Annotated in this window: 20 protein-coding genes and 4 pseudogenes; 10 read left to right on the top strand and 14 right to left on the bottom strand. The window is 71.8% G+C overall.

Annotated elements, in window-relative coordinates; translation table 11 throughout:
- Positions 1–67 precede the first annotated feature (67 nt).
- Together QQK35_RS12995 and QQK35_RS12990 are read left to right on the top strand one after the other, a co-directional pair.
- Positions 68–916: an FAD-dependent monooxygenase gene (locus QQK35_RS12995; protein WP_284254540.1), complete on the top strand. Its 849-nt coding sequence runs from the start codon at positions 68–70 to the stop codon at positions 914–916.
- Positions 844–1,701 (top strand): FAD-dependent monooxygenase, encoded by an 858-nt coding sequence (locus QQK35_RS12990; protein WP_284255703.1) that lies wholly within the window; start codon positions 844–846, stop codon positions 1,699–1,701. The genes QQK35_RS12995 and QQK35_RS12990 overlap by 73 nt, the downstream gene beginning before the upstream one ends.
- A 28-nt stretch (positions 1,702–1,729) precedes the next feature.
- Here QQK35_RS12990 and QQK35_RS12985 read toward each other — a convergent pair whose 3' ends face one another.
- Positions 1,730–2,608: an NAD(P)-dependent oxidoreductase gene (locus tag QQK35_RS12985; protein ID WP_284254539.1), complete on the bottom strand. Its 879-nt coding sequence runs from the start codon at positions 2,606–2,608 to the stop codon at positions 1,730–1,732.
- Positions 2,605–3,699: a M24 family metallopeptidase gene (locus QQK35_RS12980; protein WP_284254538.1), complete on the bottom strand. Its 1,095-nt coding sequence runs from the start codon at positions 3,697–3,699 to the stop codon at positions 2,605–2,607. The genes QQK35_RS12985 and QQK35_RS12980 overlap by 4 nt, the downstream gene beginning before the upstream one ends.
- A gap of 17 nt (positions 3,700–3,716) precedes the next feature.
- Here QQK35_RS12980 and QQK35_RS20515 point away from each other — a divergent pair.
- Positions 3,717–4,670: pseudogene (locus QQK35_RS20515) on the top strand (helix-turn-helix domain-containing protein); the annotation flags it as partial.
- A gap of 114 nt (positions 4,671–4,784) precedes the next feature.
- Here the strand turns inward: QQK35_RS20515 and QQK35_RS12975 are convergent.
- The 3 genes and pseudogenes from QQK35_RS12975 to QQK35_RS12965 form a co-directional block, all read right to left on the bottom strand.
- The gene (locus QQK35_RS12975) at positions 4,785–5,399 is read right to left on the bottom strand and encodes a zinc-binding dehydrogenase (protein ID WP_284255702.1); all 615 of its coding nucleotides are present in this window, start codon (positions 5,397–5,399) and stop codon (positions 4,785–4,787) included.
- A gap of 105 nt (positions 5,400–5,504) precedes the next feature.
- Positions 5,505–5,731: pseudogene (locus QQK35_RS12970) on the bottom strand (alcohol dehydrogenase catalytic domain-containing protein); the annotation flags it as partial.
- 110 nt (positions 5,732–5,841) lie between these two features.
- Positions 5,842–6,207 (bottom strand): Dabb family protein, encoded by a 366-nt coding sequence (locus QQK35_RS12965; RefSeq protein WP_284254537.1) that lies wholly within the window; start codon positions 6,205–6,207, stop codon positions 5,842–5,844.
- 80 nt (positions 6,208–6,287) lie between these two features.
- On the opposite strand from QQK35_RS12965, the gene QQK35_RS12960 reads away from it, so the two are divergent.
- From QQK35_RS12960 to QQK35_RS12940, 5 genes and pseudogenes are all read left to right on the top strand, one after another.
- A complete protein-coding gene (locus tag QQK35_RS12960) occupies positions 6,288–6,863 on the top strand; it encodes a ketopantoate reductase family protein (RefSeq protein ID WP_284254536.1) in 576 nt (191 codons plus the stop codon).
- Entirely contained in the window at positions 6,860–7,324 is a 465-nt protein-coding gene (locus QQK35_RS12955; RefSeq protein WP_284254535.1) for a ketopantoate reductase family protein, read from the top strand. The genes QQK35_RS12960 and QQK35_RS12955 overlap by 4 nt, the downstream gene beginning before the upstream one ends.
- A gap of 45 nt (positions 7,325–7,369) precedes the next feature.
- Positions 7,370–8,658 (top strand): annotated as a pseudogene (locus QQK35_RS12950) (DUF4032 domain-containing protein).
- 222 nt (positions 8,659–8,880) lie between these two features.
- Positions 8,881–10,383 carry an MMPL family transporter gene (locus QQK35_RS12945; RefSeq protein WP_284254534.1) on the top strand — a complete coding sequence of 501 codons (1,503 nt, stop codon included), beginning with the start codon at positions 8,881–8,883 and terminating at the stop codon, positions 10,381–10,383.
- Positions 10,272–10,907, top strand: a complete 636-nt coding sequence (locus QQK35_RS12940; protein WP_284254533.1) for an MMPL family transporter — start codon at positions 10,272–10,274, stop codon at positions 10,905–10,907. The genes QQK35_RS12945 and QQK35_RS12940 overlap by 112 nt, the downstream gene beginning before the upstream one ends.
- Before the next feature lie 3 nt (positions 10,908–10,910).
- Here QQK35_RS12940 and rlmB read toward each other — a convergent pair whose 3' ends face one another.
- The 4 genes and pseudogenes from rlmB to QQK35_RS12915 form a co-directional block, all read right to left on the bottom strand.
- Positions 10,911–11,918 (bottom strand): 23S rRNA (guanosine(2251)-2'-O)-methyltransferase RlmB, encoded by a 1,008-nt coding sequence (gene rlmB, locus QQK35_RS12935; RefSeq protein WP_284254532.1) that lies wholly within the window; start codon positions 11,916–11,918, stop codon positions 10,911–10,913.
- Positions 11,918–13,342 carry a cysteine--tRNA ligase gene (gene cysS / locus QQK35_RS12930; protein ID WP_284254531.1) on the bottom strand — a complete coding sequence of 475 codons (1,425 nt, stop codon included), beginning with the start codon at positions 13,340–13,342 and terminating at the stop codon, positions 11,918–11,920. The genes rlmB and cysS overlap by 1 nt, the downstream gene beginning before the upstream one ends.
- A 24-nt stretch (positions 13,343–13,366) precedes the next feature.
- A pseudogene (ispD, locus tag QQK35_RS19830) lies at positions 13,367–14,498 on the bottom strand (2-C-methyl-D-erythritol 4-phosphate cytidylyltransferase).
- Between the two features lie 23 nt (positions 14,499–14,521).
- Positions 14,522–15,004, bottom strand: a complete 483-nt coding sequence (locus tag QQK35_RS12915) for a CarD family transcriptional regulator (protein ID WP_284254529.1) — start codon at positions 15,002–15,004, stop codon at positions 14,522–14,524.
- Positions 15,005–15,120: 116 nt separating this feature from the next.
- On the opposite strand from QQK35_RS12915, the gene QQK35_RS12910 reads away from it, so the two are divergent.
- Entirely contained in the window at positions 15,121–15,675 is a 555-nt protein-coding gene (locus QQK35_RS12910) for a hypothetical protein (protein ID WP_284254528.1), read from the top strand.
- 9 nt (positions 15,676–15,684) lie between these two features.
- On the opposite strand, the gene QQK35_RS12905 is transcribed toward QQK35_RS12910, so the two are convergent.
- Together QQK35_RS12905 and QQK35_RS12900 are read right to left on the bottom strand one after the other, a co-directional pair.
- Positions 15,685–16,365: a response regulator transcription factor gene (locus QQK35_RS12905; RefSeq protein WP_284254527.1), complete on the bottom strand. Its 681-nt coding sequence runs from the start codon at positions 16,363–16,365 to the stop codon at positions 15,685–15,687.
- Positions 16,366–17,514 carry a sensor histidine kinase gene (locus QQK35_RS12900; RefSeq protein ID WP_284254526.1) on the bottom strand — a complete coding sequence of 383 codons (1,149 nt, stop codon included), beginning with the start codon at positions 17,512–17,514 and terminating at the stop codon, positions 16,366–16,368.
- 162 nt (positions 17,515–17,676) lie between these two features.
- Between QQK35_RS12900 and phoU the strand changes: the two genes are divergently transcribed.
- A complete protein-coding gene (phoU, locus tag QQK35_RS12895; RefSeq protein ID WP_284254525.1) occupies positions 17,677–18,336 on the top strand; it encodes a phosphate signaling complex protein PhoU in 660 nt (219 codons plus the stop codon).
- A 66-nt stretch (positions 18,337–18,402) separates the two neighbouring features.
- Here phoU and QQK35_RS12890 read toward each other — a convergent pair whose 3' ends face one another.
- From QQK35_RS12890 to QQK35_RS12880, 3 genes are all read right to left on the bottom strand, one after another.
- Entirely contained in the window at positions 18,403–19,149 is a 747-nt protein-coding gene (locus QQK35_RS12890) for a phosphoglyceromutase (RefSeq protein WP_284254524.1), read from the bottom strand.
- 824 nt (positions 19,150–19,973) lie between these two features.
- A complete protein-coding gene (gene ygfZ, locus QQK35_RS12885; RefSeq protein WP_284254523.1) occupies positions 19,974–21,125 on the bottom strand; it encodes a CAF17-like 4Fe-4S cluster assembly/insertion protein YgfZ in 1,152 nt (383 codons plus the stop codon).
- Positions 21,094–21,693 carry a nitrobindin family protein gene (locus tag QQK35_RS12880; RefSeq protein WP_284255701.1) on the bottom strand — a complete coding sequence of 200 codons (600 nt, stop codon included), beginning with the start codon at positions 21,691–21,693 and terminating at the stop codon, positions 21,094–21,096. The genes ygfZ and QQK35_RS12880 overlap by 32 nt, the downstream gene beginning before the upstream one ends.
- Positions 21,694–21,829: the final 136 nt, after the last annotated feature.

Raw genomic sequence — 21,829 nt, 5'->3', positions numbered from 1 at the left:
CGCGTCCATATGGTGCGGGTGAGCGTGCGGCGCATCGAGCTGCACGGCCGAGCAACGGAGCTGAGGCATGAGCACGACATCGACAGCAGATCACGACGTCCCCGTCCTGATCGCCGGCGGCAGTCTGGTCGGGATGACGACCGCGGCCCTGCTGGGCCACTTCGGCGTTCCCACCATGGTGGTCGAGCGCCATCGCGGCACCGCCATCCACCCCCGCGCGGCCTTCATCATGCAGCGTTCGATGGAGATCATGCGCACCATCGGCCTCGAGGACGCGATCCGCGACCGCTCCAGCGAACAGTTCGATCAGGATGCCGCGATCATGGCCGTCGTCAGCCTCGCCGGCGAGGAGATCGCCTGGTATCTGCCCCGACTGAACGACGGCGTGCGCGACCTCAGCCCCTCGGAGCGCCTCTTCGCGTCGCAGATCGCGATCGAGCCGCTGCTCGAGGAGCGTGCGCGGGAGCTGGGCGCCGACATCCGGTTCGGCACCGAGCTCGTCGACTTCGAGCAGGACGAGGACGGCGTCACCGCCCGGATCCGCGACCGCGACGGCGGCCCGGTCTCGACGGTGCGGGCGCGCTACCTGATCGCGGCCGACGGCGTGAAGAGCGGGATCCGCGAGCAGCTCGGCATCGGCCAGACCGGTCACGGCACCTTCTCGAAGAGCGTGACCATCTACTTCCGCGCCGACGTCCGGCCGCTGCTGCGCGACCGGACGCTCGGCGTGATCATGGTCGTCAACGACACCCTGCAGGGCTTCTTCCGCATCCAGAAGCCCTATCAGGCGGGCTTCCTCGCCGTGCACGGGCTGGGCGACCCCGCCAACCCCAACTCGGATGTCTGGACCGGACTGACCGAGCAGGGTGCATCGAACTCGTCCGCGCGGGGCTCGGCGTCCCGGACATCGAGGTGACGATCGACGACGTCATGGAGTGGCAGGCCAGCGCCGATGTGACCGACCGCTGGCGCGACGGGCGCGTCCTCCTCGTCGGCGATGCCGCGCACGTGATGCCGCCGTACGGCGGCTACGGAGGCAACACCGGGATCCACGACGCCCACAACCTCGCCTGGAAGCTCGCGTCGGTGCTGCGCGGCGACGCCGACCCCCGGCTCCTGGACAGCTACGAGGCGGAGCGCAAGCCGGTCGCCGCGTTCACCGTCGAGCAGGCGTACGCCCGCTACGTGGTGCGGGCGGCGCCGTCGCTGCGCGAGGGCGGTTTCGAGCAGACCGTGGACGATGCGAACATCGACCTCGGCACCCGCTACCGCTCGAGCGCGATCGTCGAGGATCCGGATGAGGCGTTCGAGGTGCACGGGCATCCTCGCGACCTCCGTGGCGTGCCCGGGTCGCGAGCCCCGCACGTCGAGATCTCGCTCGACGGGACGGCGGCGTCCATCCTGGATCTGTTCGGCACCCGGCCGGTGCTCCTCGTCGCGTCCGGCGAGTCCGGCTGGACCGATGCCGCTCGCGAGGCGGTCGAGCGCACCGGAGCCGAGCTCGGCGTGCACGTCGTGGTCGCGCCCGACGGCGCCTTCGCCGAGCGGTACGGGATCACCGACTCGGGCGCCGTGCTGGTGCGGCCCGACGGCATCGTGGCGTGGCGGGCGCGGGAGGCCGGCGACGATGCCGCGCACCGACTGGAGGACGCCCTCGCGTCGGTCTTCGGCAGGGCCGGCGATCCGGCCTCCGCACGCTGACCCGCCGCCGCGCAGCATGGCGTCGCGCCTAGGCGGGCCCGAGCAGATCGCGGCGGGTGACCTCGGCGATGGCGCCCCAGTCCGCGTCGCGGAGGTCGTCGTCGGCGAGCGCCCGTTCGAAGACGGCGCGCAGGGCGGGCATCGTCGCGGCGTTCACGCCGCCCAGCTCCTGCACGCCCTCGGCGAGCAGCAGGTCCTTGAAGCCGAGGGCCATCTCGAACCCGGCCGGCTGGTACGACCGGTTCGCGATCTCGGCGCCGTACCCGCTGTACGCGACGCCGCCGAACAGGGAACTGGTCAGCAGCTCGACGAAGGCCGCCGGATCGACGCCCTGGCGCTCGACCATGGCGATCGACTCACCGAGGGCCTGCATCGCGTGGATGATGTTGTAGTTCACCGAGATCTTGACGATGTTCGCCTGGGCCGGGTTCGTCCCGAGGTTCCAGATCCGCTTGCCCAGGAGCTCCAGGTACGGCGTCGCCGTCTCGAGCACGGAGGGCGGACCGGCGAACATGATGTTCAGCTGCCCCGCGGCCGCGTCGGGCGGGCGGCCGAGCACCGGGGCGGATCCGAAGCCCGCTCCGACCGCCGCGAAGCGCTCGGCGAGGTCCGTCACGAGCTCCGGCGAGACGGACGCCATGCAGACGTGGGTCGACCCGGCGGCGGCGGCGATCTCCGGGTCGGCGAGCACCTGCCCGGTCGCCTGATCGTTGGCGAGCATCGAGAACGACACCTCGGCGGCGAGCGCCTCCGCGGGGCTCCCCGCCTCCCGCGCACCCTTCGCGACCAGTCCGGCCAGCGGTTCCTTCGAGCGATTCCAGACGAGCACCTCGTGACCGGCGTCGACCAGGCGCGCCGCCATCCCGGAGCCCATCGCCCCGAGGCCGAGGAACCCGAGGGTCGTCACGCCTCGCCCCGGCCCCAGACCGTGTTGCGGCTGGACTGGGAATCGCGATTCAGGTTCAGCGGGCCGTCGATCGTGTAGTACTGCCGACCCGCCACGATGAGCTCCTCCGCCGGGAACTTCGTGATCACCTCGCAGCCGTCGGCGGTGACCACGAGTTCCTCCTCGATCCGCGCCGCGCCCCAGCCGTCTGCCGCCGGCCAGTAGGTCTCGAGGGCGAACACCATCCCCTCCTGGATCGTCTCGGGGTGGTCGAACGACGTGAGCCGGCTGAAGATCGGCTTCTCCCAGATGGAGAGGCCGACGCCGTGGCCGTACTGGAGCGCGAACGCGGCCATCTCGTCGGCGAAGCCGAACTCCTCGGCCTTGGGCCAGACCGCGACGATGTCCGCGGTCGTCGCGCCCGGCTTCACGAGGGCGATCGCGCGATCCATGATCTCGCGGCACTTCTTGTAGGCGTCACGCTGGGCGGTGCTCGCGGAGCCGACCGCGAACGTGCGGTAGTAGCAGGTGCGGTAGCCGTTCCAGCTGTGCAGGATGTCGAAGAACGCGGGGTCGCCCGGTCGGATGATCCGGTCGCTGAAGACGTGCGGATGCGGCGAGCAGCGCTCACCCGAGATGGCGTTGACGCCCTCGACGTACTCCGACCCGTAGTCGTAGAGGGTCTTCGCGACCAGCCCGACCGCCTCGTTCTCGCGCACCCCCGGTCGCAGGAACCGGTAGAGCTCCTCGTAGGCGCCGTCGACCATCGACGCTGCCTGCGTGAGCAGGCGGATCTCATCGGGCGTCTTGATCCGGCGCGCCTCCATGAAGACCTGCTGCCCGTCGACGACCTCGATGCCCTCCCGCTGCAGTGCGAGCAGCACCGGCAGCTCGACGACGTCGACGCCGAGCGGCTCGTTCGCCAGACCGAACTTCTCGAGCTCGCGCTTGATCTTGCGCGCGAGGTCGCCGGCCAGATCGGCATCGGGCGGGAAGGCGCCGCGCAGTGTCGAGATCCCGGCGCGCGCGCCCGACTCGAGGCGGGTGCGCTTGGCCCCTCGTGCGGCGAGGACGGGTCGGCGTCGGCCTCCTGCGTCGTCACGTCGAGCCACGGGTTGTAGAGAGCGTGATGCTTCGCGGCGGAGCCGAAGTCCCACACGATCGGGTCGGTCTTGCGCGTGACGAGGCAGAACCGGATCAGCTTGTCCATCGCCCAGGTGCCGATGTGCGTGGCCGACGCGTACCGGATGTTCGAGAAGTCGAAGGCGAGCACCGCGCCCAGCGACGACCTCTCGAGCTCGGCATGCAGGCGGGCGAGCCGTGCATCCCGGAGCCGGTCCATGTCGACCCGCTCCTCCCAGTCGACGGCGTTGGTCCCGGTCGTCCCGGTGCTCTTCATCGAGTGCTCCCTCGGCGGATGCGGCGGCAGATCTTGTTCACAGCGTACAGCAGGGCTGAACGATGGCCGGAGGCTGTTCACCGCCGTGTACAGTCGGCGACAGTCGATTCAGGCGGGAGCGGCATGCCCACGGAGAGCATCGGTGCACACTTGCGGGACGCCCGCACCGGACGCGGTCTGAGCCTGCGCAGCGTCGCGCAGGCGCTCGGCGTCTCGGCGTCGCTGCTGTCGCAGGTCGAGACCGGCAAGACCCAGCCATCGGTCGCGACGCTGTATGCGATCGCGAGCTACCTCGGCGTCTCCCTCGACGAGCTGCTCGGCATCACGCCCGCGAGCAGCCAGCCCGGGCCGATGTTCGGCCACAGCGGCGATGCGCTTCCCGACGTGCAGCGGGCGGCCGACAACCCGGTGATCCTGCTCGAGAACGGCGTGCGCTGGGAACGGCTCGCGGTCGGCGCAGGCGGGCCGGCCGACGCACTGCTCGTCACCTACGAGCCCGGGGCCACGAGCAGCGGCGACGGGCGCCTGTCCCGGCACTCCGGGTACGAGTACGCGTACATCCTCGAGGGAGAGCTGACCCTCGAGCTCGACTTCGACACCCATGTGCTCGGCCCGGGCGACTCGATGCAGTTCGAGTCGATGCGCCCGCACCTCTTCAGCAACCGCGGTGCGACGGACGCCCGCGGGATCTGGTTCGTGCTCGGGCGGCGCTCCGGCTCCTCGGCTTCGACGCCGCCGACGCCGAGACGGCGGCTCCCCCGCGGCACTGAAGCCGGTGGCGCCTGTCGATGGGGCCCTCTATCGGGAATGGTCGGCCGGGCGCGGGGCCTCGATCCAGGGATCGATGAGCGCCTTGATCTGCGCGGGCGACCCATCGAGCAGCGGCTGCAGGGCGTCCGGCAGGAGGCCGCTCAACGGGTAGGCGGTCGGCGCGATGTCGCTCCAGTCGTCGCGGGTGCCGAGCAGTCGGACCGCCTCCGGGAAGTCGGTCGCGAAGACGTGCGCGACCGTGCCCACGACCTTCATCTCGTCGAGGGTCCAGTGCCCGAGCGGCAGCTCCGGCTCGCCCCGCTGAATGCCGACCGGCACGATCGTGCTGCCGCGCGGGGCGGCCTCGAGCACCGACTGCAGCCCGGGTCGCGAGCCGCTCACCTCGAAGAACACGTCGACGTCGAAACCGAGCTCGTCGATCCGGTCGGTGAGGGTGGCGTCCCCGGAGCGCAGCGTCGCCGTCGCACCCAGAGCGGTCGCGAGTTCGAGGCGCTCCGGGTTGAGGTCGACGACCAGCACCCGCGCCCCCGTGGCGACGGCGGCGACCGTGATGAACGCCCCGATCCCGCCGACGCCGACGATCACGGCGTCGTCGCCGGCCGCGAGCCCGGATCGGCGGACCGCGTGGACCGCGATCGCCATCGGCTGGGCGAGCCCGAGGGTATCCATGGGCAGACCGCTGTCGCTCACGTCGAGCGTGATGCCGGCGGGGGCGATGACGTACCGCGCGAGGCCGCCGTGCGACGCAAATCCGATCGTCTTGTAGCTGCGGCACAGATTCGTGCGCCCCCGGCGGCACGGTTTGCACTCACCGCACGAGATGCCGGCGCCGCACACCACGACCGCCCCGGGTGCGAGCGACGTCACCCCTCGCCCACCGATTCCACCGTGCCGGCGAACTCGTGGCCCAGCACGACCGGCGGCTCGGCCAGGACGAGGCTCCGGCCGTACTCGGTCGCGTCGGAGCCGCACACCCCGCACACGCCGACCCGGATGAGCACCTCGCCCGGCCCCGGCCGCGGGATGTCGACCTCCTCGATGCGCAGGTCGCCCGGTTCGTGAAGCACCGCGGCCGGCGTCGCCGTCACGCGAAGCTCCCGGACTCGATCGGCAGCTGCGCCGCGGCGCGCTCCGCGACCATCCGGCCCAGGTGCTGGTCGTAGACCGCCTTGTGCAGCGGGTGGTCGAGGTACGCGGCGAGGTCGTCGGCATCGGCCACGATGGCCGCGCAGGCGTAGTCCGTGGTGCTCGGACGCACGCGGAGGTTCGCAGCCGCACGGTACGACAGGATCTGCGGAATCTGCGCCGCCATCTGCTCGAGCGCGGTCGTGAGGGCATCGACGTCGGCGGCCGTCACCTCCGGCTTCCAGGTGAACTGGGCGATGTGGAGGATCATCGTGCTGCTCTCTTCGTCGAGGTGATCGCGCGGCCGGACCGGATGTTCAGCCATGATGTACACATTCTGCTGCGCGAGGCGCAAAATACCAACGCAGGCGCCGTCCGTGTGCGTCCCAGCTGTAAGGAGTCGCGATGACCGAACCCCGGATCGCCGTGCTGGGTGCGGGCGCCAACGGTGCCTCCATCGGTGCCGACCTCATCCGCGCCGGCCGCGACGTCACCCTGATCGAGCAGTGGCCGGCGCACGTCGAGCGCATGCGCTCCGACGGCCTCACGGTGCAGACGCCCGAGGAGACGATCCGCGTCGAGCCGGAGGTGATCCACCTCTGCGAGGTCGCGGAATCGAGGCGCCCGTTCGACGTCGTGCTGATGCTGATGAAGGCGTACGACGCCCGCTGGGCCGCGCAGCTCCTCGAGCCGCATCTCGCGGCCGACGGCCTCATGGCCGGGGTGCAGAACGGCATGACCGCGCGGGTGGTCGAGGAGATCGTGGGCGCGCACCGCACGGTGGCGACCGTCATCGAGTGCTCGGCGACCATGGAGGAGCCGGCGCTCGTCCATCGGCACACGCCCGTGTCCCGCTCCTGGTTCGCGACGGGCACCCTGCCGGGCGGCCCTCCGCGGAGCGCGAGGAGGAGGTCGCGGCGCTGCTGCGGCATTCGGGCACCGTCGATCATTTCGACGACATCGAGAGCGCCAAATGGATGAAGCTGGTGAGCAACGCGACGCTCCTGGTCACCTCGGCGATCCTGGGCCTGCCGATGCTCGACGCGCTGCAGACGCCGGGCTACCGCGACGTCATGATCGCCGCGGGGAACGAGGCCCTCGCGGTCGGCGGCGCGCTGGGATACAGGGTGCTGCCGATCTTCGGCCTGACCCGGGCCCAGATCGCCGATCGCTCGCGCATCGTCGACATCATGACCGACAAGCTGTTCGCCGGGTTCGTGGTGCCCGGCGCGACCACGACGGTGCTGCAGGACTGGCGTCGAGGCAGCGGCCGGCACAGCGAGGTCGACGACCTCAACGGCCTGGTCGCGGCCAAGGGTGCCCAGACCGGCGTGCCGACGCCGGTGAATCGCGTGGTCACCGACCTCGCGCATCGCATCGAGCGCGGCGAGCTGTCTCCGCGGCCCGGGAATCTGAGCGAGATGCTCGGCGCGGTGCGCTGAGAACCGGGCGCACGGAACACGGCGCGCTGCTCCTAGGCTCGGGGCGTGGTCTCCGCGCTGAACATCACGTCGACCGTCGCCGACCCGACACCGCTGCTCGATCTGCCGTGGGATCTGCCGCTCGAGCTCTGGCCGGACGACGTGATCGCGGCACTCCCGAAGGGCATCTCGCGCCACCTCGTGCGGTTCGTCAACCTCGGCGGCACGGTCATCGCGGTCAAGGAGACGACGGAGGATCTCGCCCGCCATGAGTACGACCTGCTGCGCACGCTCGAGCGGCTCGAGCTGCCCTGCGTCGAGCCGGTCGCCGTCATCACGAACCGCGCGACGGCCGACGGCGAGGTGCTGGAGCCCGCCCTCGTCACACGGCACCTGCGTTTCTCGCTGCCGTACCGGGCCCTGTTCTCCCAGACCCTGCGACCCGAGACGGCGGTGCGGTTCGTCGACGCGCTCGCGGTGCTGCTGGCGAAGCTGCACATCGCGGGCTTCTTCTGGGGCGACGTGTCGCTGTCCAACACGCTGTTCCGTCGTGACGCGGGATCGTTCGCCGCCTACCTCGTGGATGCCGAGACCGGAGTGCTGCACGAGGCGGGCCTCAGCGAGGGCCAGCGCGAGCACGACCTCGAGATCGCACGCGTCAACATCGCGGGCGAGCTGTTCGACCTCGAGTCCGGCGGCCGGCTCGATGACGCGATCGACCCGATCCGCGTGGCCGACGGGATCGTCACGGCGTACCGGTCGCTGTGGACCGAGCTCACGGCATCCGAATCGTTCCCGGAGTCGGAGCGCTGGCGGATCGCCCGCCGGGTCGAGCGGCTCAACGATCTCGGGTTCGACGTCGACGAGATCTCGGTGCGGCGGGATGCCGACGGCAGCCGGGTGCGCATCCAGCCGAAGGTCGTCGACGCGGGCCACCATTCCCGCCGGCTGCTGCGGCTCACCGGCCTCGACGCGGGCGAGAACCAGGCGCGGCGGCTGCTCAACGACCTCGACGCCTACCGCACGAGCGGCGACCGGGTGGGCCGCGACGAGGAGGTCGTGGCGCACGAGTGGCTCGTGCGCGTCTTCGAGCCGATCACCCGCGCGATCCCGAAGGATCTGCGCGGCAAGCTCGAGCCGGCTGAGCTGTTCCACCAGCTGCTGGAGCACCGCTGGTACCGCTCGCAGGAGGAGGACCGCAACGTGCCGCTCGCCGAGGCGCTGACCTCCTACATCGACACGGTGCTGCGCCACCGCCGCGACGAGGCGACCGTCTACGGCCCCCGACGAGCGCGCTCACCCTCCCCACCGAGGTCATCGACCTCGAGGGCGAGAACTGGCGCGACCGCGTCTGACCCGCGAATGACCGATTTCGACCACTCGCCCGCCCACGAGGCGCACAAAGTGGTCACTCGCGGGCATCGGCGCCCGCTGGCGGCGCTCGGGCGGGCGTCGGCACGGCATCCGGTCGTCGTGCTCGTGGTGTGGGGGATCGTGCTCGGCGCCGCCGGAGCGTTCGCCCTCGGGGGCGCGGGGGACAGACGCTGTTCCAGCGGCTCAGCGACGGCATCCCGAGGGTGCAGGGCGAGGCGCAGCAGGGTCAGGATCTGCTGAGCTCGGGCTCCGGCACGACCGGCTTCACGCTCCTGGTGCACGGCGTCGACCCCCACTCGACCCGGCTGGCGGAACTCGCCGCCGACCTCGGTGACCGGCTGGGGCCGCTGCCGCATGTCGCGTACACCGACCCGCTCGCGATCCCGGCGCTGCCCGACGGGTCGCGGGCGCCGCAGCTCGCGCCGCTGTTCTCGAAGGACGGCCGCGGCGTGCTGCTGACCGCCTCGATCTCCGAGCACCCGTCGACCGCGGCAAAGCTGCGCGTGCGGCACGTGCTCGAACAGGCACGTGACCGCATCCGCGACGCATTCCCGCACTCGACCGTGGAAGTGGGCGGCGGCAGCCTCCTCACCGACTCGCTGCAGGGCACCTCCGAGAACGATCTGCGCCGCGGCGAGACGGTGGCGCTGCCGGTCGCGCTGCTCGTGATGCTGTTCGTCTTCGGCGGGTTCCTCGCTGCCGGGCTGCCGCTGGTCGGCGCGGGCGCCTCGATCCTCGGCGCCCTGGGCGCGCTGCTCGGGTTCACGTACGTGATGGATGTCGCCAACACCGTCATCAACGTCGTGACCGCGGTCGGGCTCGGCCTCTCGATCGACTACGGGCTGCTCATGGTGAGCCGCTTCCGCGAGCTGTATCGCACCTCGGCTCGCGGCCGCGGCGCGCGGATCGACGCGATCGCGCTGACGACCGACCGCGCCGGCCGTACCGTCGCGTTCTCGGGCACGACGTTCGCGATCGCCTCGCTCGGCCTGCTCGTCTTCGAGCCCGACATGATCAAGGCGATCGGCGTCGCGGCCATGGCGGTCACGGTCATCGCGATCGCGTCGGCGCTCACGCTCATGCCGGCGCTGCTGTCGCTGAGCGGCGAGCGCCTGATCCGCCCCGGTGCGCTCGCGCGGGTGCCGGGGGTCCGGGCTCTCGTCGCGCGCTTCGGCGACATCGCGCCCGACGACGGGTTCTTCTCGCGGCTCACGCGGCGGGTGCAACGGCATCCGGCGCTCGTCACGCTCGCGTGCGTCGTCGTGCTGGTCGCGGTCGGCAGTCCGCTGTTCACGCTGCATCTGGCCAACACGAGCGTCGACGCGATCCCGCGGGTGTCGACGCAGTACGCGTTCCAGACCACGCTCGACGACCGCTTCCCGGATGCCGCCCTCGTGCGGGTCGAGCTGGTCACCTCGACGCGCGCCGACGCCGAGACCTGGTCGCGGAGCGTGGAGTCGCTCGACCACGTGCACTCCGTCGCCGCCCCGGTGCGCTCCGGCGACGGCTGGGGCGCCCGCGTGCGCGTCGACGGCCGCGACGGGATCGCGGTCGTGCAGGAGATCCGGGCCGACCCGCCCCCTTCCGGCACTGGGTGTCGGGCATCGACGCGTCGACGACCGACCTGTCGGCCTCCCTTCTGCGCGGAGCGCCGTGGGCCGCCCTCATCATCGCGATCGGCACCATCGCACTGCTGTTCCTCATGACCGGATCGCTCGTCGTGCCGCTCAAGGCGCTCATCGCGAGCGCGCTCTCACTCGGCGCCTCGGTCGGCGTGCTGGTGTGGGGGTTCGAGCTGGGCAACTTCGCGCCGATCCTCGGCTTCGACCCGTCGCACGTCTACGGCGTCGACGTGCTCGTGCTGCTGCTGACCTTCGTGTTCGGCTTCGGGCTCGCGATGGACTACGAGATGTTCATCCTGTCGCGCATCAAGGAACGGGTGGATGCCGGCCTGCCCGGTCCCGAGGCCATCGCCCTCGGCCTGCAGCGCTCCGGACGCATCATCACATCGGCCGCGCTCATCATCGTTCTCGTGTTCCTGGGGTTCGCCAGCGGCGACCTCATGGTCATCAAACAGCTCGGCATCGGTCTGGCCGTCGCCGTGCTCATCGATGCGACGCTCGTACGCTGTCTGCTCGTGCCGGCGTTCATGACCTGGCAGCGCCGGATCATGTGGTGGGCGCCCGCGCCGCTGACGCGGCTGCACGCCCGGTTCGGCCTCAGCGACTGAGCCTCAGCGCTCGGCGCGGAGCTTCGCGATCTCGTACAGCGCGACGCTCACGGCGATCCCGGCGTTGAGCGACTCCGTCGAGGACTCGATCGGGATCGACACGACCGCGTCGCAGGTCTCGGTCACGAGCCGCGAGAGTCCGTCGCCCTCGCTGCCGACGACGAGCACGAGCGGCTGCGGCGCGAGCTCCAGACCGGGCAGCGACAGGTCGCCGCCCCCGTCGAGTCCGAGCACGAAGACGCCGCGCGCCTTGAGCTCCTTGAGCGTCTGCGTGAGGTTCGGCGCCATCGCGACGGGCACGCGCGTCGCCGCACCGGCCGAGGTCTTCCAGGCCGCCGCCGTCATCCCGACCGACCGGCGCGACGGCACGATCACGCCCTGGCCGCCGAACGCCGCGACCGAGCGGATGATCGCCCCCAGGTTGCGCGGGTCGGTCACCCCGTCGAGGGCGACGAGCAGCGGCACGCCGCCGCCGTCCTCGATCCGGTCGAGCAGCTCCAGCGGGTGCGCGTACTCGTAGGCCGGCACCTTGAGCGCGACGCCCTGGTGCACGGCATCCGGACCGCTCAGCCGGTCGAGCTCCGGGCGCATGACCTCCAGCACCGGGATGCCGCGCTTCGTCGCGAGGGCGAGCGTCTCCTTGAGACGGTCGTCCATCTCCACGCGCGCCGCGATGTAGAGCGCCGTGGCCGGGATGCGTGCCCGCAGCGCCTCGAGCACCGAGTTGCGGCCGGTCACGACCTCGCTCTCCTCGCCCCGGCGGGACCGCGGTGCCGGCCGGCGCTGCCCGCCCGAGGATCCCGCGCCCGTGCCGCCGCGCCCGTAGCGCGTGCGCGCGGCCTCGAGCCGGTCGTTGGCCGCCTTGCGCTTGCCGGCGACGTGCCAGCTGCGGTCCTCCGCCTTGGGGGTCGGGCCCTTGCCCTCGAGCGCCTTGCGGCCGTGGCCGCCGGTGCCCGTGGTCGCGCCCTTCTTGCCGCCCTTGCGGCCGCCCGGCCGTCCCGGTTTCGTCATCAGCCCACGCTCCACTGGGTCCCGTTCGCGGCGTCCTCCAGCACGATGCCGGCGTCCGCGAGCTCGTCGCGGATGCGATCCGCCGCTCCGAAGTCCTTCGCCGCCCGCGCACGGGCCCGGTCGTCGAGGAGTCGCTCGACGAGCACGCCGAGTGCCGCGGCATCCGCCCCGTCGCCGCCGGTCGCCCACTCGGGTGCGGTCGGGTCGATGCCCAGCACACCGGTCATCGCGAGCACCTGCGCCCGCGCCGTCGCCGCCGCCGCGAGGTCGCCCGCGTCGAGCGCCGCGTTGCCGGCCCGCACCGTCTCGTGTAGCACGGCGAACGCCTGCGGCGTGCCGAGGTCGTCGTCCATCGCCGCCGCGAACGCCTCAGGAACGGCGCCGGGCACACCCGTCGCCGGCTCGGCCTCCAGCGCCTTCGCCGTGCGTGCCAGGAACCCCTCGATCCGCTCGAACGCGGCCTCCGCCTCGGCGAGCGACCCGTTCTGGTAGTCGATCGTCGAGCGGTAGTGCGCGCTCGCGAGGTAGTAGCGCACCACGATCGGCCGCGCACCGCCGAGCACCTCGCCCGCGAAGACCGAGTTGCCGAGCGACTTCGACATCTTCTGGCCCTCGACGTTCACGAGCCCGTTGTGCACCCAGTACTGCGCGAAGCCGAAGCCCAGCGCACTCGACTGGGCGAGCTCGTTCTCGTGATGCGGAAAGCGCAGGTCGAGTCCGCCGCCGTGGATGTCGAAGGCATCGCCGAGATAGCGGCGCGACATCGCGGAGCACTCGATGTGCCATCCCGGCCGTCCGCCGCCCGCGCCATCGGCTCCCCAGGGTGCCGGCCAGCTCGCCGACGCCGGTTCGCCGGCCTTGGCGCCCTTCCAGAGCGCGAAGTCGTGCGGGTCGCGCTTGCCGCGCGTGGGGGCGTCGGCCGACTCGGCCATGTCGCCGAGCCGCTGGCGGGTCAGGGCGCCGTAGTCGGGCCAGGTGGTGGTGTCGAAGTAGACGTCGCCCGTGTCGTCGTCGGCGACGTAGGCATGCCCGCCGTCGATCAGGCGCTGGATCAGCTCCAGCATCTGCGGCACGCTGCCGGTCGCGCGCGGCTCGTAGGTGGGCTCCCGGATGCCGAGCGCGCGATACGCGGCCGAGAACTCCGTCTCCACCCGGTACGCGACCGCCCACCAGGGTTCCGTCGCGCTCTCGTTGGCGAGGATCTTGTCGTCGATGTCGGTGACGTTGCGGATGAACCTGACGCGGTATCCGCGGTGCTCGAACCAGCGCCGCCACAGGTCGTAGACCAGGGCGCTGCGCAGGTGGCCGATGTGCGGCGAGGACTGCACCGTCGGCCCGCAGACGTAGAGCCCGACCTCGCCCTCGACGAGCGGCGTGAAGTCACGCAACTGCTGCTCGCGCGTGTCGTAGAGCCGGATCGTCACCCGTCGAGCCTAGGGCGTGCTCCGTCAGGACGCCCTCGTGAGCAGCGCCGTGGCGATCACGGCCACGCCCTCCCCGCGACCCGTGAAGCCGAGGTGATCGGAGGTCGTGCCCGCGACGCTCACGGGCGCACCGATCCGGCCGCCGAGCAGCGCCTCGATCTCGCTGCGCCGCTCCGAGATCCGGGGCCGGTCGCCGATGACCTGCACCGCGACGTTGACGACGCCGAAACCGGCGCCGGCGACCGCCTCGAGCGTGTCGCCCAGGAACAGCTCGCTCCGCGCTCCGGCGAAGCGCGGGTCGTCGGAGCCGAAGCGTCCGCCGATGTCGCCGAGCCCCGCGGCCGACAGCAGCGCGTCGCACACGGCGTGGATGACGGCGTCGCCGTCGCTGTGCCCGGCGAGCCCCGGCTGGTCGGGCCAGTACAGCCCGCCGAGCCAGAGAGGCGCCGCGTCGTCGTACGCGTGCACGTCGATGCCGATGCCGGTGCGCATGCCGCCCCCTCGAGCGTCGCGGCCGCCCGGTGCAGGTCGGCCTCCGTCGTGATCTTGAACGCCGTGGGGTCACCCGGTACCACGGTCACCTCGTGCCCTGCCGCCGAGAACAGGGCGGCGTCGTCGGTGTAGTCGCGGTCGGCGGCGGCGTAGGCGGCCAGCAGCGCCGAGCGGGGAATCCCTGCGGCGTCTGCATCGCGACGAGCGCGCTGCGGTCGACGGTCTCCCGGACGACCTCCCCCTCGACCCGCTTGATCGTGTCGGACACCGGGAGCCCGGGCACGGCGCCCGCGTCGGCGGTCACCGCCGCGGCGACGGCGTCGAACTGCTCCGGCGGGGTGAGCGGGCGGGCGGCGTCGTGGACCAGCACGACGCCGGCGGCGGGGTCGACGAGCGCGAGACCCGCGGCGACGGACGCCTGACGATGCGCGCCCCCGGCCACCACGGCGATCCCGGGGTCGACGCGTCGCGCGATCGCGCCGGCCTCGCCGACCCGTTCCGGCGGGGCGACGACGACGATCTGCGTGACGGACGCCGCCGCGCACGCCCGGCGCAGGGCGTGCTCCAGGATCGTCGTGCCTCCGAGCTCGACGAACGCCTTCGGCCGGTCGCGGCCGAGCCGCGAGCCGGAACCGGCCGCCACGACGACGACCGCGACGCGCATCCCGGGCCTCCGCGGCCTGATGTTTAGGAGGCCAGGACCTCGTCGAGGACGGTCGACGCCTGCTCCTCGTCGGTCTTCTCGGCGAGGGCGAGCTCGGAGATCAGGATCTGGCGGGCCTTCGCGAGCATGCGCTTCTCGCCGGCCGAGAGGCCGCGGTCCTGATCGCGGCGCCACAGATCGCGCACGACCTCGGAGACCTTGATCACATCGCCGGAGGCGAGCTTCTCGAGGTTCGCCTTGTAGCGGCGGCTCCAGTTGGTGGGCTCCTCGGTGAACGGGGCGCGCAGCACCTCGAACACGCGGTCGAGGCCCTCCTTGCCGATCACGTCGCGCACGCCGACGAGGTCGACGTTCTCCGCAGGGACCTCGATGGTGAGATCACCCTGCGTGACGTTGAGCTTGAGGTAGACCTTCTCCTCGCCTCGAATCGTGCGCTTCTTCACCTCCGTGATGGTGGCGGCACCGTGGTGGGGATAGACGACCGTCTCGCCGACCTCGAAAAGCATGGAGTTGTTCCTTCCGCAGACCTTCCATTTTACCACAGCGGACCTTCAGCCTCCGGGGGCGGTCCGGGCCCCGTCGCCCGTCCGGATATGCTGGGCACGACCCTCGGGAGGACCAGTTGAAGGCTCGGGCATTCGCCTCGATCGTGACCGCCGGGCTCGTGGTCGCCGGGATCGCGGGCTGCACGTTCGTCACCCCGATCGCCACCAAGGAGATCAACGACGTCACGGACGGCGTGAACGTCACCGTCGGCGACGTCAAGCTGCTCAACACGCTCGTGATCACGAAGAACGGGCAGAACGGCAACCTCGTCGCGCAGGCGTACAACGGGTCCGACGAGAGGGTGACCCTGTCGATCCAGTACGACGTCGACGGCCGGCACACCAAGAAGGTGACGCTGGCGCCCGGCAAGGCGACCGATCTCGGGTACGGGTCCAAGGGCCAGGTCTTCCTGCCCGACATCGCCACCGACGCGGGCGGCCTGCTGGCGCTCTACGTGCAGTACGGCTCGGAGCCCGGCAAGCAGATCACCGTCCCGGTGCTGACCAACCGGCAGGGCGAGTACCAGAAGCTCGACCCGACCACGCCGCCCAAGCCGACTCCGACGCCCACGATGACGCCGCTGTCCGGCGCCACCGAGAGCCCGGCGCCGAGCTCCTCGCCGACGCCGTAAAGGGCGGCGCTACGCCTCGAAACGGTAGCCGAGGCCGCGCACGGTCACGAGCATCGACGGCTGCGAGGGATCCTGCTCGATCCTCGAGCGGATGCGCTTGATGTGCACGTCGAGCGTCTTCGTGTCACCGAAGTAGTCGGCGCCCCACACCCGGTCGATGAGCTGGCCCCGGGTCAGCACCCGTCCGGCGTTGCGCATGAGCAGCTCGAGCAGCTCGAACTCCTTGAGCGGCATCGCCACCTCCGCGCCGCCGACCGACACCGAATGCCGCTCGATGTCCATCCGCACCGGGCCCGCCTCCAGGATCGCGTCGGCATCCACCTCGGTCTCCACGCGGCGGCGCAGCACCGCGCGGATGCGCGCCAGCAGCTCGCGCGACGAATAGGGCTTGGTCACGTAGTCGTCCGCGCCGAGCTCGAGCCCCACGACGATGTCCACCTCGCTGTCCTTCGCCGTCAGCATGATGATCGGCACGGAGGAGCGCGTCCGCAGCTCGCGGCACACCTCCGTGCCCGGCAACCCCGGCAGCATGAGGTCGAGCAGCACCAGGTCGGCTCCGGCGCGGTCGAAGGCGGCGAGCGCCTCCGGGCCGTCCGCCGCGGTGTCGGTCTCGTACCCCTCCCGTCGCAGCAGGAAGGACAGCGGCTCACTGAGCGAGAGCTCGTCTTCGACGATCAGGATGCGGGCCACTCAGGTCACTCCGAGGATCGCGGCCGTCGCGTGCGAGGCCTCCGGCAGGCGGATGGTGAAGGTCGAGCCGGATCCCGGCTGCGACCAGACGCGCACGTCGCCCCCGTGGTTCTGGACGGCGTGCTTGACGATGCTCAGGCCGAGCCCGCTGCCGCCCGTGCTGCGGCTGCGCGCCGCGTCGACGCGGAAGAAGCGCTCGAACACCCGGTCGCGCTCGTTCTCGGGGATCCCGACCCCCTGGTCGGTGACGGCGATCTCGACGACGCCCTCGTTCACCGCGACGCCGATGCCGACCCTCGACCCGTCGGGCGAGTACTGGATGGCATTGGCGATGAGGTTGTGCACGGCCGTCACCAGGAGCTGCTCGTCGCCGTACACCTGTGCGCGCTTCTCGCCCCCGACGACCAGCCGGATGCCGCACGCGTCGGCCGCGACCCGGTTGCGATCGACGGCCTGGGCGATCACGCCGCCGACGTCCACGAGCTCGGCGTGACCGAGGGCATCCGTCGCCTGCAACCGGCTGAGCTCGATGATCTCGTGCGTGAGCCGGCCGAGCCGGTCCGCCTCGATCGTGAGGCGTCCGGCGAACCGCCGCACCTCCGCCGGCTCGTCCGCCGCGGACTCGAGCGCCTCGGCGAGCAGCCCCACCGCGCCGATGGGGGTCTTGAGCTCGTGGCTGATGTTGGCGACGAAGTCACGCCGCACCTCCTCGAGCCGATGCGACTCGGTGCGGTCGTCGGCCAGCAGCAGCACGAACCGGCTGCCGAGCCGCGCGACCCGTACGAGCAGGTGGATCTGGGCCTCGCCGAACGGGCCGCGGCTCAGAGTGAGCTCCTGCGTGATCGGCTCGCCCTCCCGGCGCACCCGGTCGACGAGCTCGACGAGCTCGGGATGCACGAGCGCCCGGTTCCACACCAGCCCGAAGGCGAGCGCGCCGTTCGACGCCGTGAGCACGTTGTTCGAGGGGTCGAGCACGACCCCCGCCGACTCGAGGGCGTCGATGACCTCGTCGACCCCCTCCGGGAGGGCGGGACTCGCGACGGCGACGGCGCGAGCACCCCGGCGATGAGCCGCGACGATCAGAACCGTCGCTCCGGCCCCGACCACGAGGCCGAAGACCAGCGCCGCCCACGCGAGCCAGGGGTACACGCGACTAGATTAGGGCGCGGCATCCCGGTGGCACCGGTCGCGGGCGTCGACGGGGCTCCGCTTCGCCCGAAGTTCAGACCCGCGTCACCGGGCGTTCACCTGGGATGGCGAGCGTTGCCTGCGGGCGCGTCATCGCCCGGCGAATCGAGAGGACCGTCAGCCATGCGCGAGGTGTTCCAGCAGGAGCTGCGAGAGGTGCAGGACCGCCTCGTCGAGATCTCCTCCCTCGTGGAGGGCTCGATCGAGAACGCCGTCCGGGCCTTCAACGACTCGAACGTCGCGCTGGCCGAGACCGTGATCGAGGACGACACCAAGATCGACGCGCTGGCGGCGGAGCTCGACGAGCATGCCATCCAGATCCTGGCGCGCCAGGCACCGGTCGCACGCGATCTGCGCATCGTCGTGAGCGCACTTCGGATCAGCGCGTCGCTCGAGCGGATGGGCGACATCGCCGAGCACATCGCCCAGCTCGCGCGCTACCGCTTCCCCGACAAGGTCGTGCCGACGTCGCTGCGCGCGACCTTCGCCGAGATGGGCCGGCTCGACGTCGAGGTCGCGCACAAGCTCACCGAGCTGCTGCGCACCGAGGACACCCGGCTCGCCGAGGAGATCCGCGACGAGGACGACAAGATCGACGCGCTGCACCTCAGCGTCTTCGACAAGGTGCTCGGCGAGACCTGGAAGGGCGGCGCCGCCGAGACCGTGGATGCCACCCTCGCCTCGCGCTATCACGAGCGGTTCGGCGACCACGCGGTCTCGATCGCGAAGAAGGTGCGCTACCTCGCCACCGGCGATTGGGCGCCGCAGCGCGCTGGAGCTTAGAGCAGAGGCCATTTCCGGCCTCCGCCGCGACGCCAGCGCCCGTCTCGGGCCTCGGTTGCCGGCGCCCTACTTCTTGCCCTGCGCGGCGACGGCCGCAGCGCCCGCGGCGGCGGCCTCGGGGTCGAGGTAGCGCGAGGGCGCGACCGGCGTGAAGTCGTCGCCGAGCTCGTACACCAGGGGGATGCCGGTCGGGATGTTCAGCTCGGCGATGTCGTCGTCCGAGATGCCGTCGAGGTGCTTGACGAGCGCGCGGAGCGAGTTGCCATGGGCCGTGACGAGCACGGTCCTGCCGGCCGCGAGGTCCGGGACGATGTCCGAGCGCCAGTAGGGCAGCATCCGGTCGATCACGAGCTTGAGGCTCTCGGTGCGCGGGAGCTCGCGGTCGGGCACGTCGGCGTAACGCACGTCGTGCGCCTGCGAGAACTCGCTGTCGTCGGGCAGCGGCGGCGGCGGCACGTCGAAGCTGCGGCGCCACGTCATGAACTGCTCCTCGCCGTACTCGGCCAGGGTCTGCGCCTTGTCCTTGCCCTGCAGCGCGCCGTAGTGCCTCTCGTTGAGGCGCCACGAGCGGCGCACCGGGATCCAGAGCCGGTCGGCGACGTCGAGGGCGAGGTCCGCGGTCTGGATGGCGCGGGTGAGCACGCTCGTGTGGAGCACATCGGGGGCCAGCCCGGACTCCTTCAGCAGCTCGCCGGCGCGTGCGGCCTCCTGCACGCCCTGCTCGCTCAGCCGCACATCCACCCAACCCGTGAACAGGTTCTTCTGGTTCCACTCGGAGTTGCCGTGGCGCAGCAGGATCAGGGTGTGGGTCACGGTTTCAGCCTACGGCCGCCCCACCCGCCGAACGACCCGCCGAACGACCCGCCGAAACAGCCGCCGAAGGACCCGCCGAAAGACCTGTCGAAAGTTCAGGAGGAGGCGAGCGCGTCCCGCGCGAATCGGCGCGAATCGCCGTGCCGCTCCTGAACTTTGTACGGTGGGCGGCATGGCACGGGGCGCGATTCCGCAGGGGCGGATCACGCGCGGCACCACGGGGGCGAACCGGCTGCGCCGGATCGACCGGTGGATCGCGGCCCAGCCCGTGCTGCGGCGCACCGTCCAGCCGCTCGTGGTCGATCTCGGCTACGGGCGCTCGGCGACGACGACCCTCGAGCTGCGCGACCGGCTGGCGAAGCTGCGGCCCGATGTCGAGGTGGTCGGGATCGAGATCGATCCCGAGCGGGTGCGGATCGCGAGCGCCGCGGCGCGCGGCGGCGTGACGTTCCGGCTCGGCGGGTTCGAGCTCCCCTCGACGGACGCCGTCCCGCGATCGTACGCGCGCTCAACGTGCTGCGGCAGTACGACGAGCACGAGGTCGCCGCCGCCTGGGCGACGATGTGCGCGCGCCTGCAGCCGGAGGGCCTGCTCGTCGAGGGCACGTGCGACGAGCTCGGGCGGATCGCCAGCTGGGTCGGCCTCGGTCCGGACGGGCCGCGCACCTTCACGATCTCGCTGCGCCTGGCGGAGCTCGAGGCACCCTCGATCGTGGCGGAGCGCCTGCCCAAGGCGCTCATCCACCGCAACGTCGCGGGAGAGCGCATCCACCGCCTCCTCGGCGACCTCGACCGCGCCTGGGCGACGCACTCCCCGCTCGCCGTCTACGGCCCCGTGCAGCGCTGGATCGCGTCGGTCGAGACCCTGCGCGCCGCCGGGCTCGCGGTGCACGACTCGCGCGCCCGCTGGCGCCTGGGCGAGCTCACCGTCGACTGGGCCGCCGTCGCCCCCGGCTGAGAACGGCGGAACCGGGAGGGATCAGCGGATGCGGGGAGTCGCGGGACACCGGCCGTCGCGCCGGCATCCACGGGCACGATGACCTCCTGCGCGGCGGCGAGGTCGCCGTCGGCGGCGCGCACGGTGAGCGCGGCGCTCGGGTCGGTCGTGCGCTTCACGATCGCCAGGGCGATCGGGCCGAGCTCGAAGTGCCGGGCGGCCGCGGTGATCCGGCCGACGGTCGCGTCGCCGAGCAGCACGGCGTCGTCGTGGGCGGGCAGGCCGCCCTCTGAACCGTCGAGGTGCAGCAGCACCAGCCGGCGCGGCGGGTGGCCGAGGTTGTGCACCTTGGCGATCGTCTCCTGCCCGCGGTAGCAGCCCTTGCTCAGGTGCACGGCGCTGCGCAGCCAGTCGAGCTCATGCGGGATGGTCGTGGCATCAGGTTCGGTCGCGGCGCGCGGGCGGCGTGCGGCGATCCGCAGCGCCTCGGCGGCGTCCTCCGGCGCGAGGGCCGCCGGGAGCGCGTCGCGCGGCACGAGCGACTCCGACCAGGTCCAGTCGGTCACCGCATCCGGTTCGTCGGCGGCGTACTGCCAGCCGCCGGCCACCACGCTGGACCAGGGATCGTGCCACGTGACGACGGCTCCCTGCGGCGCGACACCGAACCCGCCGACCGTCGCGAAGTCCGCCGTCCGGTCGGCGACCTCGACGCGGAGCATGAAGCGCATCCGCTGCAGGAACTCGGCCAGCCCGGCGCCCGTGCCGGCATCCATGAGCAGCCAGGTCGTCTCGCCGTCGTCGACGACGCGCGCGGCGTACTCGATGCGCCCGCTCGGATCCAGCAGCAGCGTCTCGGCCGACTCCCCCGGCGTGAGCGTGGTGAGCCGCTGCGACGTGAGGGAGTCGAGCCAGTTGAGCCGATCGGGCCCGGTGATGCTCAGCACATCGTGCGACGACAGGTCGGCGAACGCGTCGGCCGCCAGGAGCGCGCGCTGGTCGGTGAAGGGATTACTCAAGGCGCGCCAACCGTCCGCTCGCATGGGTGCGCAGGTCCTGGCCGAGCGCGGCGATGTCCCAGGCCCAGAGCAGGTGCTCTTCGACGAGGCCGTACAGGCGGGTCGCCGCCGCATACTCCTTCGCGCTCGCCGTGCGCACGACGGCGTCGGTCGCGAGGTCGATGCGCGGCCCCTTCACCTGCCCGAGGTACAGCTCGCTCACGCCGCCGGGGTGCACGATCGACACCTCGAGGTCGAAGCCGCCGTCGCCGTTGCGCAGGGTCTCGACCGCCTCCGCCGTCTGGAAGACCGGCGAGCCGAGGCCGGGCAGCATGCCGGGGCCGGGGTCGGCATCCCCGAGCGGCCGGGCGAGGCGCCAGTAGCCGATCTCGGAGAAGAGCGGCCGCGGCTCCTCGCCCCCGAGCAGCCAGCTGGAGGAGGTGTACTGCACGTGCGGGGTGCCGTCCTGCGTGAACGCCACCCGCTGGCCGAACTCGTGCTCACGGGTCTCGTCGGCGATCTTGTACGAGAGCACGCCGCTGCCCTCCCACACACCGAGCAGCCACGACAGCGGCACGATCTCGGCGGGCAGGCTCGCGTCGAGGTCGAACAGGCGCGCCACGGCCGAGCCGCCTAGCGCTGCCCGCGGAAGAGGTTGTAGAGCACCACGACCGCGACGAAGGCGATCGCCAGCGCGGCGAGACCCAGCAGACCGATGTAGAAGAGCTCGACGGCCAGGATCATGAGGG

The sequence above is a fragment of the Pseudolysinimonas kribbensis genome (assembly GCF_030161895.1).
In the GTDB taxonomy this organism is placed as follows: Bacteria; Actinomycetota; Actinomycetes; order Actinomycetales; family Microbacteriaceae; genus Pseudolysinimonas; species Pseudolysinimonas kribbensis.
Note: the sequence above shows the minus strand (reverse complement) of the source record. Positions and strands in the feature narration are given on the sequence as shown.

What these genes read in the sequence shown, in the direction of transcription:
- phoU (WP_284254525.1), top strand. Translation starts at nt 17,677, where the DNA reads ATGCGCGAGGTGTTCCAGCAGGAGCTGCGAGAGGTGCAGGACCGCCTC.
- QQK35_RS12995 (WP_284254540.1), top strand. Translation starts at nt 68, where the DNA reads ATGAGCACGACATCGACAGCAGATCACGACGTCCCCGTCCTGATCGCC.
- ygfZ (WP_284254523.1), bottom strand. Translation starts at nt 21,125, where the DNA reads ATGCGAGCGGACGGTTGGCGCGCCTTGAGTAATCCCTTCACCGACCAG.
- QQK35_RS12965 (WP_284254537.1), bottom strand. Translation starts at nt 6,207, where the DNA reads ATGGCTGAACATCCGGTCCGGCCGCGCGATCACCTCGACGAAGAGAGC.
- QQK35_RS12955 (WP_284254535.1), top strand. Translation starts at nt 6,860, where the DNA reads ATGAAGCTGGTGAGCAACGCGACGCTCCTGGTCACCTCGGCGATCCTG.
- QQK35_RS12960 (WP_284254536.1), top strand. Translation starts at nt 6,288, where the DNA reads ATGACCGAACCCCGGATCGCCGTGCTGGGTGCGGGCGCCAACGGTGCC.
- QQK35_RS12975 (WP_284255702.1), bottom strand. Translation starts at nt 5,399, where the DNA reads ATGGCGATCGCGGTCCACGCGGTCCGCCGATCCGGGCTCGCGGCCGGC.
- rlmB (WP_284254532.1), bottom strand. Translation starts at nt 11,918, where the DNA reads ATGACGAAACCGGGACGGCCGGGCGGCCGCAAGGGCGGCAAGAAGGGC.
- QQK35_RS12915 (WP_284254529.1), bottom strand. Translation starts at nt 15,004, where the DNA reads ATGCTTTTCGAGGTCGGCGAGACGGTCGTCTATCCCCACCACGGTGCC.